The organism is Friedmanniella luteola, assembly GCF_900105065.1.
In the GTDB taxonomy this organism is placed as follows: Bacteria; Actinomycetota; Actinomycetes; order Propionibacteriales; family Propionibacteriaceae; genus Microlunatus; species Microlunatus luteolus.
Genome location: NZ_LT629749.1, coordinates 393,585 through 409,855 on the forward strand (window position 1 = coordinate 393,585; position 16,271 = coordinate 409,855).

16 protein-coding genes are annotated in these 16,271 nt (G+C 75.5%); 8 read left to right on the forward strand and 8 right to left on the reverse strand.

What is annotated here, in order from left to right:
• Positions 1-9: 9 nt before the first annotated feature.
• Both BLT72_RS01835 and BLT72_RS01840 read right to left on the reverse strand, forming a co-directional pair.
• The gene (locus BLT72_RS01835; RefSeq protein ID WP_091409351.1) at positions 10-2,868 is read right to left on the reverse strand and encodes a PKD domain-containing protein; all 2,859 of its coding nucleotides are present in this window, start codon (positions 2,866-2,868) and stop codon (positions 10-12) included.
• A 64-nt stretch (positions 2,869-2,932) separates the two neighbouring features.
• Positions 2,933-3,361, reverse strand: a complete 429-nt coding sequence (locus BLT72_RS01840) for a hypothetical protein (RefSeq protein ID WP_091409355.1) — start codon at positions 3,359-3,361, stop codon at positions 2,933-2,935.
• Positions 3,362-3,413: 52 nt separating this feature from the next.
• On the opposite strand from BLT72_RS01840, the gene BLT72_RS01845 reads away from it, so the two are divergent.
• Positions 3,414-3,665, forward strand: a complete 252-nt coding sequence (locus BLT72_RS01845; RefSeq protein ID WP_091409359.1) for a hypothetical protein — start codon at positions 3,414-3,416, stop codon at positions 3,663-3,665.
• A 30-nt stretch (positions 3,666-3,695) separates the two neighbouring features.
• On the opposite strand, the gene BLT72_RS01850 is transcribed toward BLT72_RS01845, so the two are convergent.
• The 3 genes from BLT72_RS01850 to BLT72_RS01860 form a co-directional block, all read right to left on the reverse strand.
• Positions 3,696-5,051 carry a sugar transferase gene (locus BLT72_RS01850; protein ID WP_197677166.1) on the reverse strand — a complete coding sequence of 452 codons (1,356 nt, stop codon included), beginning with the start codon at positions 5,049-5,051 and terminating at the stop codon, positions 3,696-3,698.
• A gap of 628 nt (positions 5,052-5,679) precedes the next feature.
• On the reverse strand, positions 5,680-6,555 hold the full coding sequence (locus BLT72_RS01855; protein ID WP_157720237.1) for a glycerophosphodiester phosphodiesterase: 876 nt from the start codon (positions 6,553-6,555) through the stop codon (positions 5,680-5,682).
• 153 nt (positions 6,556-6,708) lie between these two features.
• Positions 6,709-7,227: a SixA phosphatase family protein gene (locus BLT72_RS01860; RefSeq protein WP_091409365.1), complete on the reverse strand. Its 519-nt coding sequence runs from the start codon at positions 7,225-7,227 to the stop codon at positions 6,709-6,711.
• A gap of 59 nt (positions 7,228-7,286) precedes the next feature.
• On the opposite strand from BLT72_RS01860, the gene BLT72_RS01865 reads away from it, so the two are divergent.
• Positions 7,287-8,279 (forward strand): acetylxylan esterase, encoded by a 993-nt coding sequence (locus tag BLT72_RS01865; RefSeq protein ID WP_091409368.1) that lies wholly within the window; start codon positions 7,287-7,289, stop codon positions 8,277-8,279.
• Between the two features lie 93 nt (positions 8,280-8,372).
• Positions 8,373-10,265: a gamma-glutamyltransferase gene (ggt, locus tag BLT72_RS01870; protein ID WP_091409371.1), complete on the forward strand. Its 1,893-nt coding sequence runs from the start codon at positions 8,373-8,375 to the stop codon at positions 10,263-10,265.
• A gap of 5 nt (positions 10,266-10,270) precedes the next feature.
• On the opposite strand, the gene BLT72_RS01875 is transcribed toward ggt, so the two are convergent.
• Positions 10,271-10,864, reverse strand: coding sequence for a dihydrofolate reductase family protein (locus BLT72_RS01875; protein WP_091409374.1), 594 nt, complete (start codon positions 10,862-10,864; stop codon positions 10,271-10,273).
• Between the two features lie 91 nt (positions 10,865-10,955).
• Positions 10,956-11,963: a TRM11 family SAM-dependent methyltransferase gene (locus BLT72_RS01880; protein WP_091409377.1), complete on the reverse strand. Its 1,008-nt coding sequence runs from the start codon at positions 11,961-11,963 to the stop codon at positions 10,956-10,958.
• 110 nt (positions 11,964-12,073) lie between these two features.
• Between BLT72_RS01880 and BLT72_RS01885 the strand changes: the two genes are divergently transcribed.
• The 4 genes from BLT72_RS01885 to BLT72_RS01900 are packed head-to-tail and all read left to right on the forward strand — an operon-like array spanning position 12,074 to position 14,684.
• Positions 12,074-12,493 carry a CrcB family protein gene (locus BLT72_RS01885; RefSeq protein WP_091409381.1) on the forward strand — a complete coding sequence of 140 codons (420 nt, stop codon included), beginning with the start codon at positions 12,074-12,076 and terminating at the stop codon, positions 12,491-12,493.
• Positions 12,490-12,873 (forward strand): fluoride efflux transporter FluC, encoded by a 384-nt coding sequence (locus tag BLT72_RS01890; RefSeq protein ID WP_091409384.1) that lies wholly within the window; start codon positions 12,490-12,492, stop codon positions 12,871-12,873. Before BLT72_RS01885 ends, BLT72_RS01890 begins: the two co-directional genes overlap by 4 nt.
• Before the next feature lie 21 nt (positions 12,874-12,894).
• The gene (locus BLT72_RS01895; RefSeq protein WP_091409388.1) at positions 12,895-13,740 is read left to right on the forward strand and encodes an alpha/beta fold hydrolase; all 846 of its coding nucleotides are present in this window, start codon (positions 12,895-12,897) and stop codon (positions 13,738-13,740) included.
• Positions 13,741-13,787: 47 nt separating this feature from the next.
• The gene (locus BLT72_RS01900) at positions 13,788-14,684 is read left to right on the forward strand and encodes a glycoside hydrolase family protein (protein ID WP_091409392.1); all 897 of its coding nucleotides are present in this window, start codon (positions 13,788-13,790) and stop codon (positions 14,682-14,684) included.
• A gap of 9 nt (positions 14,685-14,693) precedes the next feature.
• Here the strand turns inward: BLT72_RS01900 and BLT72_RS01905 are convergent, their stop codons facing one another.
• On the reverse strand, positions 14,694-15,662 hold the full coding sequence (locus BLT72_RS01905) for a sulfotransferase family protein (protein WP_091409396.1): 969 nt from the start codon (positions 15,660-15,662) through the stop codon (positions 14,694-14,696).
• Positions 15,663-15,813: 151 nt separating this feature from the next.
• Here BLT72_RS01905 and BLT72_RS01910 point away from each other — a divergent pair, with 151 nt between their 5' ends.
• On the forward strand, positions 15,814-16,191 hold the full coding sequence (locus BLT72_RS01910) for a VOC family protein (RefSeq protein ID WP_091409399.1): 378 nt from the start codon (positions 15,814-15,816) through the stop codon (positions 16,189-16,191).
• The last annotated feature ends 80 nt before the right edge of the window (positions 16,192-16,271 follow it).

A 16,271-nucleotide genomic window follows, 5' to 3' on the forward strand; every position in this document is an offset into this window, starting at 1 on the left:
AGGTGCCCGTCAGTTCCCCGTCCGCCGAGCCGTGAGCTCGCTCACGGAGAGGCTGACCGGGGCCGTCGAGGTGCCCGACAGGTAGGCCCGGACGGCCACACCGGCCGGCGCCTGCAGGCTCGCCGTGGTGTCCGTCGCGGTGGCGGCCCACGCCGTCGGCTCGGTGGTGCCGGCGGCCCAGACCTTGGTCCGCAGGTTGGTCGTGCCGCTGCCCCAGGCCTGGATGCGCACCGCGTAGTCCTGCCCCGCCACGAAGGTCCCGGGCAGCACCTTGCTGGCCAGGCTGGTCTCGGTACCGGCCTCGTTGCGGTTCAGGTAGACCACCATCGTGCCGCTGGCCTGGACCCAGATCTTGGCGTGGTAGCCGTTCGTCTGGTCACCGCGGACGATCGCCCGGGTGTACTGGCCGCCGCCGGTCGGCGCCTTGTCGAACGCGAAGGTCAGCTGCAGGTCGGTGTCGGTGGAGGAGATCGGCAGCCGGGCGGTCGGGCCCGAGCCGGCGGCCGCCATCTTGATGACGCCCTGGCCGGCGCCGACCGTGAACAGGGTGGTGCTGCCGCTGTAGGTCCAGGCGCCGCCCGTCTCCGCGCTGCCCCAGCCGGAGGCCGAGGTGCGCTCGAACGTGTCGGCGGCCAGCACGTCGTTGGCCGGCGGCGCCGCCACGGTCAGCTGCTTCGTCACGGTGCCGGTCGCGCCCTGGTCGTCGGTCACCGTCAGCTTGACGCTGTAGGTGCCCGCGGCGGCGTAGGTGCGGCTGGCCGTGCGGCCGGTCGCGGTGGAGCCGTCGCCGAAGGTCCAGGCGTAGGAGGCGACGGTGCCGTCGCTGTCGGTCGAGCCGCCGCCGTCGACGCTGACCGTCAGCCCGGTGGCGGTGCTGGTGAAGGCCGCCGTCGGGGCGGCGTTCGCCGGCGGGGCCGACGCCACGGTCACCGACCGGGTGGTGGTGCCGGTGGCGCCCTGGTTGTCGGTCACCGTCAGCCTGACGCTGTAGGTGCCCGCGGCCGCGTAGGTGCGGCTGGCGGTGCGGCCGGTCGCGGTGGAGCCGTCGCCGAAGGTCCAGGCGTAGGAGGCGACGGTGCCGTCGGCGTCGGTCGAGCCGCCGCCGTCGACGCTGACCGTCAGCCCGGTGGCGGTGCTGGTGAAGGACGCGGTCGGGGCGGCGTTGCCGCTGGCCGAGACGCTGTTCGAGACCGGGCTGAGCAGCTCGTTGCCGAACGGGTCGGTGACCCGCACCTGGTAGGTGTGGCTGCCCGCCGGGGCGGTCCGGTCGTCGACGGTCTGCGCCGGCAGCGTCCAGAAGTTGCTGTCCACCGTCCGGGTGTCCACCAGGGCCTCGGCCGCCGTGCCGCGGTCGCGGTACAGCTGGTAGGTCAGGCGCTGGTTGTCCTTGTCCCAGGCCGCGCCGTAGGTGACGCGGACGGTGCCGGCTGCGGGCACGGAGGCGGTGGTGGCCGGCGGGGCGCTGCGGACCGGCACCGTGCCGAGGTACTGCGGGCCCACCTTGTTCGGGGCGACGCCGGGCGCCGTGTCGGGCAGCGCGTAGCGGGTCAGGCCCTGCTGGGCCTTGCCGTTGACCGTGGGGAACTCGCCGCCGAGGGCGATGTAGCGCCCGCCGCTGACGACGTTCCAGGCCGCCTGGTACTGCTGGCTCGCGGTGCCGATGCCCAGCTCGGGGTACCAGTGCAGCATGGTCGGCGCGGGCCGGCCCTTGTAGTTCCAGCCGTAGGCGTTGGGCCCGTTGTTGAGCCCGGTCGGCGCGGTGGTGAAGGCGCCGGCCGGCTGCCAGCGGGTCCGCGGGCTGGTGTCGCCGAAGCCGCCGATCGAGCGGCAGTCGTGGGTGTGGCTGACCGTGTACGTGACGTCGCCGACCGGCTCCACGTCGTAGGTGTCGCCCAGGCAGTCGACCATCCAGCGGATCGCGCCGTTGGCCGGGTTGAGGGAGAAGCTGCCCTCGAACAGGCCGCCGGCGCCGAAGGCGAAGCCGCTGCCGTAGACCCAGGTGCCGTCGTTCGTCAGCGAGTTGATCGCCCCCTTGCCGGAGTCCCGGAGGGTGCCGCTGGCCGCCCAGGGCAGGTTGGTCCCGGAGGTCGCCCCCACCGCACCGAGACCGTAGACGGCGGCGCTGTTGAGCGTCGAGAACTGGCCACCGATGACGACCTTGGTGGCGTCCGGGGTGGTGGTCAGCGACCAGACGTAGCCGTCGTCGGCCTTCGGCGCCCAGGACAGCAGCGCGCTGGTGCTGGTGCTGAAGGCGGCGAGCCGCTTGCGGGGGGCGACGACCGTGCCCGAACCGGCGCTCTCGAACGCGCCGCCGACGTAGAGGGTGCTGGCCGTCGCCGTCAGCGCCTTGACCTGGCCGTTGGCGATGGGCGCGAAGCCGGGGGCCAGGGCCCCGGTGGCGGTGTCGAAGGCGGCCAGGTGCTGGCGTGACTGCCCGTCCACCGTGGTGAAGTCGCCGCCCACGTAGACGCGCTTGCCGTCGGGCGAGGCCGTGATGGCCAGGCCCGCCGCGTTCAGGGTGTGGTTGAAGGAGGCCACCCGCTCACCGGTGGTGATGTCGTAGGCGAAGAGGTGGCCGACGCTGATCTCGGTCGGTCCGCCCGCCCACATGCCCGGCGGCCGGGCCTTGGTGAAGTCGCCGGTCGCGTAGACGGTGGTGCCGACGACGACCTGGCTCCAGACCACGCCTGTCAGCTGCCAGGTGGGCAGCGGGTCGACCGAGACGGTCGTGGGCAGCGTGGCCGCGACCGGCCGGGTGTCCGCCGTGGCCGCCGGCGCCGCGCCGAGGCCGAGGGCGACGACGGCCGTGGCCAGCCCCCCGGCGGTGAGCCTGGACACGCGGGACCAGCGGCCCTGCAGGATTCCCATCAGATGATTCCCCTCGAGTGATGGCCGTCCGTCGTCGGCGACGGGCGGGTCGTGCACGAGCCGGCTAGCCGGCGTCGCCTTCGAACGTCGCGAGACCGTGCCGGGCGTCCAGGTCGACGGTCAGGGCGACCGCCGATCGTCCCGATCGCGGCACGGAGAAGGAGTAGCGCGCGTCGGCGCTCCGGCCGGGCGCGATGCGGGTGCCGAAGTCGGCCGCCTCGTCGTCGTACACCGGGGTCGCCAGCCGGCGGTCGGACCGGCCGTAGGTCAGCGTGGCCACCACCTGCGTGGCGTCGACCGGGACCTCCGAGCCGTTGGTCAGCCGCAGGGTGAAGGAGGTGACGGGGCCGTTGACCGCGCCCGGGCCCTTGGCCTCCAGCACGGCGTTCTCCACGTCCCGCACCTCCAGCCGCAGGCCGTCGGACCAGCGCAGGTCGGCGTCCAGGTCACCCTGCACGGCAGCCAGCCGCTCGGCCTGGCTGGCACGGGCCACGGGTGTCGGGCTGACGGGGGCCTCGGGGTCGGGCGCCGGAGCGGCCGACGGGGTGCCCGAGGGCGACGGGGCCGCCGACGGCGAGCCGGTGGCCCGGGGCGTGGACCCGCTGGCGGTCGGCGGGCCGGAGGCCGTCGTGGCGGGGCTCGGCGCGGCGGAAGGAGCCCCCGTCCCGGCGGCGGACGGCGTCGGCGAGCCGGCCGGCGCGGTGGCCCCGGGCGGGGGGCTGTCGGGCGTGCCGCAGGCGGTGGCGACGAGGGCGCAGCCGAGCGCCATCGTCGTCAGAGCGAGCCGCAGCCCGTGAGCACCCACCGTCAGCATCCCCGAGCAGGTCTCAGTACGCGCCGCGGCGGGCGACCACGGCGAAGAAGGTCTTCCACAGGATGAGCAGGTCGAGGGTGAGCGTCCAGTTCTCCACGTAGCGCAGGTCCAGCCGGACCGTCTCCTCCCAGCTCAGCAGCGAGCGGCCGCTGACCTGCCACAGGCCGGTCAGGCCGGGCGTGACGAGCAGCCGGCGGCGGGCGTGGTCCTCGTAGCCGTCCACCTCCGACTGCAGCGGCGGGCGCGGCCCCACCAGCGACATGGAGCCGGAGAGCACGTTGAACAGCTGGGGCAGCTCGTCGAGGGAGAACTTGCGGAGGAACTTCCCGACGCGGGTGATGCGCGGGTCGTCCTCCATCTTGAACATGTGCCCGATGTCGGGGTTGCCGGCGCGCAGCTCGGCCAGCTTGGCCTCGGCGTCGACGTGCATCGAGCGGAACTTCAGCATGGTGAAGGTCGAGCCGTCCAGGCCCACCCGGGTCTGCCGGAAGATCACCGGGCCGCCGTCGTTCAGCTTGACCGCCAGGGCCAGCGCCGCGAGGAGGGGGGAGATGACCAGGACGCCGGCGCCGGTGAGCGCCAGGTCGGTGGCCCGCTTGACGAAGCGCCGCCAGCCGGTGAAGTGCGGCTGCTCGACGTGCAGCAGCGGCAGGCCGACGTAGGGCCGGATGTGCATCCGGGGACCGGCGACCTCGACCAGGCCGGGGTGCACCAGCAGCTCGACGCCGGCACCCTCGAGCGCCCAGGAGAGCTCGCGGAGGTAGTTGTGCCGGGTGGCGTCGCTGCCGGTGACGGCGACCGCGTCGGCGGCGTAGGCGTGGATCAGCTCGGGCACCTGGTCCAGGTCGCCGATGACGGCGAGGCCGGCGTCGCGCGCCCGGGCGACGTCGGAGCGGGGCACGCAGACCCCGATGACGTTCATGCCGGCGTGCGGCTCGCGGGTCAGGACCGAGGTCAGGTCGGCGGTGGCGTAGGCGCTGCCCACCACGATCACCCGGCGGACGTTGCGCCCCGCCCGCTGCTGGCGGTGCAGGTTCTTGCGGGCCGCGAAGCGGACGGCGATGCTGCCGAGACCCGCGAGCGGGACGGCGATCACCGAGAGGGCGACCACGCCCAGGCTCTCGGTGATGGCGGCGGGCACCGCGCCCACCGCGACTGCGAAGACGACGGCCCGCATGACGGCGCGCATCTCGTCGTCGCCGACGCCGATGTTGCTGCGCTCGTAGCCGCGGCTGATCGCGATGGCCAGCGGCCAGGCCAGCGCGGCGCCCAGCACGATGATCACCGTCTTGACGGTGCCGAAGGGGATGTCGAGGACCGGCAGGGCCAGCAGGACGGCGGCCATCCCGACCAGGACGTCGGAGCCCACCACCCCGAGGGTGTAGCGCCGCGTCCAGGCGGCCAGACCCGGGGTGTGGACCGGGGTCGGCTCCAGGGCGGCCTGGGTCCGGGGGTCGCGACGTGCGGTCTCCCCGGCGGAGTCGGCCGGGCGTCGACGGACGACGTCCAGCGAGCCGGTGTCCGGGCTGACGTCGTGCGATCCGTGGGTGGTGCTGGCCGCGAGGGCGTCGTGGCTCTCGGCGGTGTCGCGGGCGCGCAGCTCGCGCTCCGCCCCCAGCCCCTCGGCCCCGTCCGGCCCAGGCCGCGCGGCCGTCCTCGGCGCCGTTCGGCGCCGCGGAGTACTCAGGTGATGCCATGCAGATGTCCCCCGTACGTCTTGTCGCCCCCCGACAAGCCCAAACCCGGTGCCGACCACAGCCACGAGGTATCCGAGCCGGCGATCTGCTCCACCGTGGTGGAGTTGATACGCCGTCTGCTGATACGCACTGTGAACAACCGGGCTCCGGCAGGCTATCAACAGGGAACTTTCCGGGCGTCGGACCGAGACGAAATCGTGATGAGACTCTCGACACAAGGATCAGAGGGGCCACTTCTGCCCCGGGAGCCTCCTGGAGCCCACACCAGCCACGCCTGCCTCTGGCGCACCACGGGTGTGGTCAGGCCGGGGGGAGCAGGCCCGCGATGTTCGAGGTCATCAGGCCCTGGCAGCCGAGGCGCAGGGCGCGGGCGCGGTCCTCGTCGCTGGTCAGGGCCCACATCACGGCCGGCTTCCCGTTCCGGACCGCAGCGTCGGTCACGGCGCTGACGAAGGCATCCGGCTGCTCCCGCGGGACCCCGAGCATGTCGATGTGGGCCGCCGCCGCGTAGCGCTCGAGGTTGGCCCCCAGGTGGCTCGGCTGGTCCAGCACGTAGCCCCAGGTGCCGAACCCGTTCCCCTTCGCCCGCTCGAACAGGGCCGAGTTGACGTACTGCTTCCACACCACCCGCTCGGGCTGGCCGAGCCCGACGAGGCGGGCCATCAGCGGCTCCGCGGCCGCCGGGACCTTCGGCTCGACGAACAGCACGAAGCGGTCGGCGTAGGCGTCCACGACATCGTCGAACCTGGTCAGGGGCCTGCTGGGCTGCGTCGGGTCGGTGGTCCGGGCCGCGCTCACCTGCAGCGCGGACAGGGTGGACCAAGGCGTCGTGGCGATGTCGTGGTCGACGCCGGTGACCCGGGCGGTGCTGGGGTCGTGGCTGCAGACGAGCACCCCGTCGGCGCTGAGGCAGACCGAGATCTCCAGGGCGTGCAGCCCCGGGAGCCGGCTGGACTGCTCGTAGGCGTAGGCCGTCATCTCCGGCCAGTTGCCGCCGCCCCCGCGGTGGGCCACGTAGAACGGGCGCTGGGCCAGCAGGTCCTTCACCGTGGCGGCCGGGCCGTCACCCCGCGACGGCGCGCAGCCGACCGCGGCGGTCGCCGCCCCCGCCAGCAGCCCGCCGAGCAGGGCGCGGCGGGACAGGGACCCGGGCGGACGGGTCGGGGCGCTGGTCATGGAGGTCCTGTCGGCGGGAGATCGGACAGCCATTCTAGGGAAGGCGGCCGACCGGCGATTTCCGTCCGGGTCCCGGTCGTGTCACCGAGGTCGTTTCCCCGCCCGGCCGAAATGCGCGGGAATGCGCCATTTCCGGACGGCGACGCGCGGAAGTCAGACGAAATGCTGGCCGTCGGCCCCGGCGGGGAGCCGGACCTCGACCAGGACGGCGGAGCTGGGGTCCGCCCAGCTGCCCGCCACCTCCAGGCGGGCCAGCGTGGCCGGCGGGAAGCGGTCGGCGACGGCGGCGGAGGCCGCCGGGGACGAGCTGCCGGGGTCGGCCACGTCGTAGACCACGCCCGGTACGGCGGGCGCGTGCCCGACCACGAGGACGGTCGCGACGTCGGCCGCGGCCACCAGCTCCAGCACCTCGTCCGAGCCCGCCTGGTAGAGCAGCGGGACCAGCTCGACGGGGGCGTCCAGGCCCAGCCGCTCCAGCGTCTGCCGGGTGCGGACGGCCGGTGAGCAGAGCACCCGGTCGACCACCAGCCCCTGCTCGCGCAGGAACGCGCCGACACCGTCGGCCTCCGCCTCGCCCCGGGAGCTCAGCCGGCGGTCGGCGTCGGCGTGCCCCGGTCGGGCCGGCTCGGCGGTCGCGTGGCGCAGCAGCAGCAGGGTGCGGGTGGTGGTCACCGCCGCAGGCTACGACCTGGCCGGGCGGCCGGGCGGTCCTCGTCCTAGACTCCGCGACCATGGCCATGTTCGACCTGCCCCTCGCCGAGCTCGAGTCCTACCGCCCCGACGTCGCCGAGCCCGACGACTTCGACGACTTCTGGACCGGAACTCTCGCGGAGGCCCGCGCCTTCGACCTCGCGCCCACCCTCGAGCCGGTGGACAACCGGCTGGCTCTCGTCGACACCTACGACGTCAGCTTCGCCGGTGCGGGCGGCACGCCGGTCCGGGCCTGGCTGCACGTCCCGGCCGGGGCGACGGGCCCCCTGCCGACCGTCGTGCAGTACCACGGCTACTCCCACAGCCGCGGCTTCCCGCACAGCAGCACGATCTGGGCGCAGGCCGGCTACGCGCACCTCTCGATGGACACCCGCGGCCAGGGCTGGCGGGTCGGGGGCGGCAGCAGCACCGGCGACGCCTCGCCCGACGCCGGCCTCAACCACGCCCCCGGCTTCATGACCTCCGGCATCCTCGACCCGTCCACCTACTACTACCGTCGCGTCTACACCGACGCCGTCCGGCTGCTCGAGCTGACCCAGGACCACCCGCTGCTGGACGCCCGCCGCGTGGTGGTCACCGGGGGCAGCCAGGGGGGCGGCCTCGCGATCGCGGCCGCCGGGCTGGCCCCGCTGGCCGGCGTCGAGCTGGCCGGCTGCGCGCCCGACGTGCCCTTCCTCTGCCACTTCGCCCGGGCCGTCGCACTCACGGACAACCACCCGTACCGGGAGATCGCGGAGTACCTCGCGGGCTGGCGCGACCACGCGGAGGCGGCGTTCCGCACCCTCTCCTACGTCGACGGCGTCAACCTGGCCAAGCGGGCCCTCGCCCCGGCCCTGTTCTCCGTGGCGCTGATGGACGCCACCTGCCCGCCCTCGACGGTGTACGCCGCCTACAACCACTACCGCGGCGCGGACAAGTCGATCAACGTCTACCCCTACAACGACCACGAGGGCGGCGAGGGCTACCAGGTGGCCGCGCAGCTCGACTGGTTCGCCGAGCGCTTCGCCGGCTGACCCCCGGCCGGCCCGGCCGGGGCCCCCGCGTGGTCACCGGGCTTGTGTAATCTCCGTCACACCGGCCGCCCGGCCGGGGAGCGGAGGGGCGCGATGACGACGAGCGCGACGAGGGCGACGACACCCGGCCGGCGAGGCTGGACGGGGCTGCTGGGCGTGGCGGTGACGGGAGCCGCGCTGGTCGCGGGCGGGCTGGCCCCGGCGGCCGCGGCGCCGGCCCCCGCAGCCCCGGCCGCTCCGGCGAGCGCGTCCGGCCCGGCCCCGGCAGCCGCCCGGCAGACGGAGAAGAACGCCGTCGCCTTCGGCACCGGGGGCGCGGTGGCGAGCGTCGACCCGGAGGCGACCGAGGCCGGGCTGCGGGTGCTGAGGGCGGGTGGCAACGCCGTCGACGCGGCCGTGGCGACCGCAGCGGCGCTCGGGGTCACCGAGCCGTACTCGGCCGGGGTCGGCGGGGGCGGCTACCTGGTCCACTACGACGCGCGCACCCGTCGGGTCGCCACGCTGGACGGCCGCGAGACCGCGCCGGCCGGCGCCGGGCCGGACACCTTCCTCGACGACGCGGGGAAGCCGTACACCTTCGCGCAACTGGTGACCAGCGGCCGTTCCGTCGGGGTGCCGGGCACCCCGGCCACCTGGGAGGAGGCCCTCGACCGCTGGGGCACGCTGAGCCTGCGGCAGGCGCTCCGGCCCGCCGTCAGGATCGCGCGTCGCGGCTTCGTCGTCGACGAGACGTTCCACCGGCAGACCGTGGAGAACCAGACCCGGTTCCGGGACATCAGCACGACGGCCGATCTCTTCCTGCCGGACGGGGACGCCCCGGCCGTCGGGTCCGTCTTCCGCAACCCCGACCTGGCCGCCACCTACGAGGCGCTCGGCCGCGAGGGCGCCGATGTCCTCTACCGGGGCCGGATCGGCCGCGACATCGCCCGCACCGTGCAGGACCCGCCGACCGCCGTCGGCGCCGCGCTGCCGGTGCCTGCCGGCACCCTGGCCCGCGCCGACCTCGCCCGCTACCGGGTGCTGCGGCAGGCCCCGACCAGGGTGCGCTACCGCGGGCTCGACGTCTGGGGGATGGCGCCCTCCTCCAGCGGCGGCACCACCGTCGGGGAGGCCCTGAACATCCTCGGCACCCAGCGGCTGGCCGGGATGGACGACGAGCAGGTCCTGCACCACTACCTCGACGCCTCGGCCCTGGCGTTCGCCGACCGGACCGCCTACGTGGGCGACCCGGCGTTCGTGGACGTGCCGACGCGGACGCTGCTGAGCCGGCGGTTCGCCCGCACCCGGGCCTGCCTGGTCGACCCGGTGCGCGCCCTGCCCACCCCGACCCCGCCCGGTGACCTGGACGCCCGCGGCTGCCGGACCGCGCCGCCCGCCGGCGCCGAGGGCGCGGGCACCTCGACGACCCACCTGGTCACCGCGGACCGGTGGGGCGACGTGGTCTCCTACACCCTGACCATCGAGCAGACGGGCGGCTCGGGCATCGTCGTGCCCGGCCGCGGCTTCCTGCTCAACAACGAGCTGACCGACTTCACCACCGCCTACGACCCGGACGACCCCAACCGGATCGAGCCCGGCAAGCGCCCCCGCAGCTCGATGGCGCCCACCATCGTCACCCGGCGCGGCCGGCCCGTGCTGGCTCTCGGCTCGCCCGGCGGTTCGACGATCATCACCACCGTGCTGCAGACGCTGGTCAACCGCGTCGACCTGGGGCTGACCCTGCCCGAGGCGGTGGCGGCGCCGCGGGCCAGTCACCGCAACAACGCGACGGTCAGCGCCGAGCAGGCCTTCATCGACCGCTACGGCCCCGCCCTCAGCGCCGTCGGGTACACGTTCACGCCCAGCGGCGCCGCGGGGACCAGTGCGGCCGAGATCGGGGCCGTGACGGCGCTCGAGTTCTTCCCGCGGGGTCGCGTGCAGGCGGTCGCGGAGCCGGTCCGCCGGGGCGGCGGGGACGCGGGGGTGGTGCGACCGCGCAGCCGTTGAGGGGCTCAGCCCGGGCGACGGACCGCGTAGGTGCCGACGACGATGCCCGTCGGGGTGGCGACCGTGCGCTCCACCTCCAGCTCGGTGTACCGGCCGTCGAACAACCGGGCGCCGAGGCCGAGCACGACGGGGACCACGGTCAGCACGTAGCGGTCGACGAGGTCGGCCGCGGCGAGCGCGCGCACCAGCTGCCCGCTGCCGAGCAGGACGAGGTCGCCCTCGCCGTCGGCCTTGAGCCGGCGCACGCCCGCGACCGGGTCGGGGCCCAGCAGGGTGGTGGCCGGGTAGGGCAGCGGGTCCGCCAGCGTGCTCGACGCCACGTGCTTCGGGGTCCGCAGCAGCACCTCGGCGAACGGGTTGGGCTCGGGGGTGCTGGTCCAGTGGCCCAGCAGGTCCAGGTAGGTGCGCCGACCGAGGACGAGGCCGGTCGTGGCGGCCAGGCCCCCCGTCGAGGCCTGGGCGGCGGCCGGGTCGGCGGCCAGCGCCGCGGAGGCCCAGCCGCCGTGCGCGAACCCGCCGCGGGTGTCCTCGTCGGGCCGGCCGGGCGCCTGCATCACCCCGTCCAGCGAGACGTTCTCGACGGCGACCAAGCTCCTCATGCGTCCTCCACGGCTTCGATGTCCACGCCCGTCCGACCCGGGCCGGGGTCGGAACTCGTCGGGGGGACCCGCGGAACTCGCGCGGCCGGGCTCAGGCGTCCTTGACCGCGACGAAGACGTCGCGGTGGATGGAGGCGTCGACGCGGTGCCCGAACTCCAGGTAGGGGCCGGACTCCAGCGGGCGCAGCCCGGCCTCGGTCGCCAGCGCGGAGAGCCGCTCGCGGGTCAGCCCGTAGGTGTTCCAGGACAGCCCGAGCGCGCCGCCGACCTTGAGCTGCCCGGCCCACACCCCGAGGGCCTCACCCAGCAGGGCGGCGGCGGAACGGTCGCGCTTGCCGGACAGCGGCTGGCTGCCGTGCACGATCCCGTACGGCGCGTCGGTGACCACCGCGTCGAACCGCCGCTTGCCGTACAGGGCCGCCGACTGCCGGGTGTCACCGGAGAAGACGGACAGGTTCTGGGTCCGTCCGCCCGCGTCGGGGGTGACGGCGAGGTCGAGGCGGCGGCCCAGGCTCTTGCCCTCGCGCCGCACCGGGGTCATGTCGATGGTGTGCTTGAGGCGCTTGCGCCGCAGGTAGGTCTTGAGGAAGGCGGTGTACGCCTCGACCGCCTTGAGGTCGGACTCCACCCCGGCGGCGTCGTGGCCGAGGATCAGCGCGGTGCTCAGCGTGGTCCCGCGGCCGCACATCGGGTCGAGGACGGCCCGGACGCCGTCGGCCGGCCGGACGACCGAGGCCAGCGTCACGTTGGTCAGCAGCCGGGTGAACTGCTCGTTCGTCTTGCCCGGGTACTTGGGGATGGTGACGAGGTCGTCGTCGAAGCGGTCCGGCCGGACCAGCGGCACCGGCCGCAGCAGCTCGCCCTCGCGGCGGTACACGGCGAAGGCCGCCGACAGCCGGCCCAGGACGTCGGAGGTCCGCTCGTCCAGGTCGTCGAGCGCCACGGCCAGGTAGTCGACGCCGGCCACCTCGACCGGCTGGACCAGCCCCGGGTCCTCCGCACCCAGCAGGATGCGCAGCTCGGCGGCCACCAGGGCGTCGGCCGCGCCGGCGTAGACACGGTTGGCTGACGGCGACAGCAGCAGGAGGTGCCCGCTCACGAGGCCACCACCGTCCCGGTCCGGTCGTCCTCCGCCACGTGCCCCACCCCTGTCACCGCGTACCGCATGGGCGACCACTCTAGTGATCGGCCGGCGGCTAGCGTGACCGCGTGACGACGACCCGGCCCGTGCACCTGCGGCCCCGGAGCGTCGGCCTCGTGTTCGTCGGGGGCGCGGCCGGCACCGCGGTGCGCGCCCTGGCCGCCGCCGCCGTCCCGCCGCGGTCCGGGGTGCCCGTCACGGTGCTGGTCGTCAACGTCGTCGGGGCCTTCCTGCTGGGGCTGCTGCTGCAGCGGCTGCAGCACGCCGGCCGGGACGACGGCCGCCGCCGCGACCTCCGGCTGCTGCTGGGCACCGGGGTGCTCGGCGGCTTCACCACCTACAGCGCGCTCGCGGTGGACACGGCCGGGCTGGCCGCCGACGGCCGGGCGGGCGCGGCGGCCCTCTACGGCGGCGGCACCCTCGTCCTCGGCCTCGCCGCCGCCCTGCTGGGGCTGCGCTGCGGCGGGCTCGGGCGGGCGGCGCGGTGACGCCCGCCCTGCTCGTCGTCGTGGCGCTGGCCGGCGGCGCCGGCGCGGCCGCCCGCCTGGTGCTCGACGGCGAGGTGCGGCGCCGGCTCGGCGACGGCCTGCCCCGGGGCACGGCGCTGGTGAACCTCAGCGGCTCCCTGCTGCTCGGGCTGCTCACCGGGCTGGCCGCGGGCGGGCTGCTGCCGCCGACGGCCCGGGTGGTCGTGGGCACCGGGTTCCTGGGCGGCTTCACGACCTTCTCCACCGCCGCCGTCGAGACCGTGCGGCTCGCCCTGCAGCGCCGCACCGGGGCGGCCGTCCTGCACGGCGCCGGACAGCTGGTGGCCGGTGTGCTGCTCGCCGGGTCCGGCCTGGCCGCCGGCCTGGCCCTGGCCGGCTGAGTGACCGCCAGACTGGCGCCCATGACCTCACGGCTGACCTCGTTCACCTCCGGGAACCTCACCTTCGACGTCCGTGACGAGGGCCCGCTGGACGGTCCGGTCGTGGTCGCCCTGCACGGCTTCCCGCAGACCTCCGCCTGCTGGTCGGGCGTCATCCCACCGCTCGTCGCCGCGGGCCACCGCGTGCTCGCTCCCGACCAGCGCGGCTACTCCCCGGGCGCCCGGCCGTCGGACGTGGCCTCCTACGCCACGGCCCGGCTGGCGGGCGACGTGCTGGCGCTCGCCGACGCCGCCGGCGCGGACCGCTTCCACCTGGTGGGGCACGACTGGGGGGCGGCCGTCGGCTGGACGCTGGCCGGTCGGCACGCCGACCGGGTGGCCTCCTTCACCGCCGTCTCCGTGCCGCACCCGGCCGCGCTGGCGCGCGCCCTGCGCGGCACCCAGGCGCTCCGCTCCTGGTACATGGCCGCCTTCCAGGTGCCCGGACTGGCCGAGCGGGTGTTCCGGGCCCGCGGCGGGGACGTCGTCCGGCGGCTGCTGACCCGCAGCGGGCTGCCCGACCCGGAGCCGTCGGTCCGGCTGCTCGCCGACCCGGCGGCGGCCACCGGGACCGTGAACTGGTACCGGGCGCTGCGGCTGCCGGGCAACCTCCGCGCGGGGCGGACCCGGGTGCCCACCCTCTACGTGTGGAGCGACCGCGACGTCGCCCTGGGCCGACGGGCGGCCGAGGGCACCGCGGCCTTCGTCGACGGGCCCTACCGGTTCGTCGTGCTGGCCGGCGTCTCGCACTGGGTGCCGGAGGAGCGGCCGGCCGAGCTGGCCGCCCTGCTGCTCGAGCACCTCGCCGCGCACCCGTCGGACCGCTGAGCGGGCGCGGCGGGGCGGGCGGGCCCGGCCCGCTTACGCTCGCCCCCATGAGCACCTCGATCGAGGAGGACCTGCCGCGCTACGACGAGGCCGCGGTGGTCGTCCCCGCGCCGGCGACCGGCCCCGGCAACTGGGCGGGCGCCGCCACCGCCGTGCTGGAGGACGGGGTGTTCTGGCTGGCCTACCGGGTCCGCCGCCCGCTGGACGAGGGACGCGGCGTCAGCGTCGTCGTGGCCCGCTCCGACGACGGGGTGGCGTTCACCCCGGTCGCCGAGGTGCACCGGGACGCCTTCGGCGCCGCGTCGTTCGAGCGGCCGGTGCTGCTGCGCCGGCCGGACGGCGGCTGGCGGCTCTACCTCAGCTGCGCCACCCCCGGGTCGAAGCACTGGTGGATCGAGGCGCTGGACGCCGACCGGCCCGAGGACCTCGCGGCGGGCGTCCGCCACCGCGTGCTGCCCGGCGACGAGTCGTGGGGGGTCAAGGACCCGGTGGTCGTGGTGGACGAGCGCGGCTGGCGGATGTGGGTGTGCTGCCACCCGCTGGCCGAGGCCGGTCACGAGGACCGGATGGTGACCCGCTACGCGACCAGTGACGACGGGCTGACCTGGACGGACCGCGGACCCGTGCTGCGCGGCCGGCCGGCCACCTGGGACTCCCGCGGCGCCCGGGTCACCGCCGTCCTGACCGAGCAGCCGCTCACCGTGCTCTACGACGGCCGGGACAGCGCGGCCGCGAACTGGTTCGAGCGGACCGGGGTCGCCCGCGAGCAGGACGGGATCCTGGTGCCGCTGGGCGACGGCCCCGTCGCGGAGTCGCCGGAGAGCGACGGCGCCCTGCGCTACGCCAGCGTCGTCGCCCTCCCGGACGGCGGGCACCGGTTCTACTTCGAGGCGGCCCGGGCCGACGGGTCCCACGACCTGATGACCTCGCTCAGCCGGCGTTGAGCGGCTGACTCAGGCGGTCCCGGTCCGCTCGGAGAAGGAGCCGCGGCCCGCGCCCGAGCGCCAGTCGGCGAACGACTCCCCGAGGACCTCCTCGAGCACGTCCACGTCGTCGGCCACGTCGGCCAGCAGCGCACCCCGCTGCTCCGGGGTGAGCCGCGGCCGCCGGGAGGGGCCGCCCCGCTGCAACGCCGCGACCAGCGGGCGGCTGGCCCGCCGCCAGACCTGGGGCGGCGCGAAAGCCCCGGCCGCCGCCCCGGCGCGCACCGCCAGGGCCAGGGCCCGGGTGCGCGGCCCGTCCTCGACGAAGCCGCGGGAGTTGTCGGGCGGCACGGTGCCGACGCAGCCCGCGTCAACGCCGAGGAAGCGGCTCACCCGGTCCAGCGTGGCGACCGGCTCGGACACCAGCTCCCGGTAGCGGAGCACCAGCACGCGCTCGCGCTCGACCCGGCTGAAGAGGTCGGCGAGCTGCTCCCCGTAGCGGCCCATCCGGCGGTAGTGCCAGAACGGCGCCCAGCCCGCGTCGACCCGACGGTCCTCGTCCCGCCAGGCCCGGACGAAGTCGGCCTCGGGCTCCAGCCCGTCGGCCCAGAGGTGGGTCCAGTTGGAGTAGGCGCGGTCGACGGGGTCGCGGACGACGACGACCAGCTTGGCGTCCGGCAGCTCCTCGGCGATCCGCCGCCGGGCGTCGGGGGAGTAGAGGTAGAAGGGTGTGCTCTCCAGCCGGACGCTGGCCGGCGGCGCGTCGGCGAACAGCGCCTCGTAGTTCCGCCGGCGCCACACCCACTCCTGCTGGCTGTGGGCGTCACCGGGACCGCGGTAGGCCGGCGGCGGCGCCTCGCCGCACAGGTAGAACTTGGGCTCCTTGACCGGCGAGGCCCAGATCTGGGGGTGAGCCCGGAGGGCGGCGTGCAGGGCGCTGGTCCCGGCCTTCGGCGCGCCGACCAGCAGCGCGTCCGGACGGGGTTCCCGAGTGCTCATGCCGGGAATTGTAGGAGAGCGAGCACGGAGAGGGCCGACGAGCCCACCACCATCGGTCACGGCGCGGCCGGCCCGGCCAGCGTCGGGGGCCAGGAGCCCCGTCCGCGTCCGAGCGGAGCGAGGACCGACAACGCCGCTAGGGTCGGCGTCCATGCACCGGATCCTGCTGCGCGAGGTCATCGTCGACGTCCCGTCCGCCGCCCTGGACGCGTCCCGCCGCTTCTGGGCCGAGGCCCTGGCCGCCTCGCCCCGGGTGGTCGGCGACGCCGGTGAGTTCACCTCGCTCGACGACGCGGCCGCCCTCCCGCACGTCGCCGTCCAGGACGTCGGCACCACCCCGGCCCGCTACCACCTCGACCTGGAGAGCGACGACGTCGACGCCGAGGTCGCCCGCCTGGTCCGCCTCGGCGGCACGGAGGTCTGCCGCGGCGACGGCCTCGTCGTCGTGGCCGACCCGGCCGGCCTGCTGCTCTGCGTGCTGCCCCCGGAGAGCGACGAGTTCGCCACCCGCTCCCGTGCAGTGGAGTGACAGCAGGATCTGACCACCGCTAGCGAGGACGGCGGACCGGCGCCCACTCACGTCGCGACCACGGTGGGCCGGCCCCGATC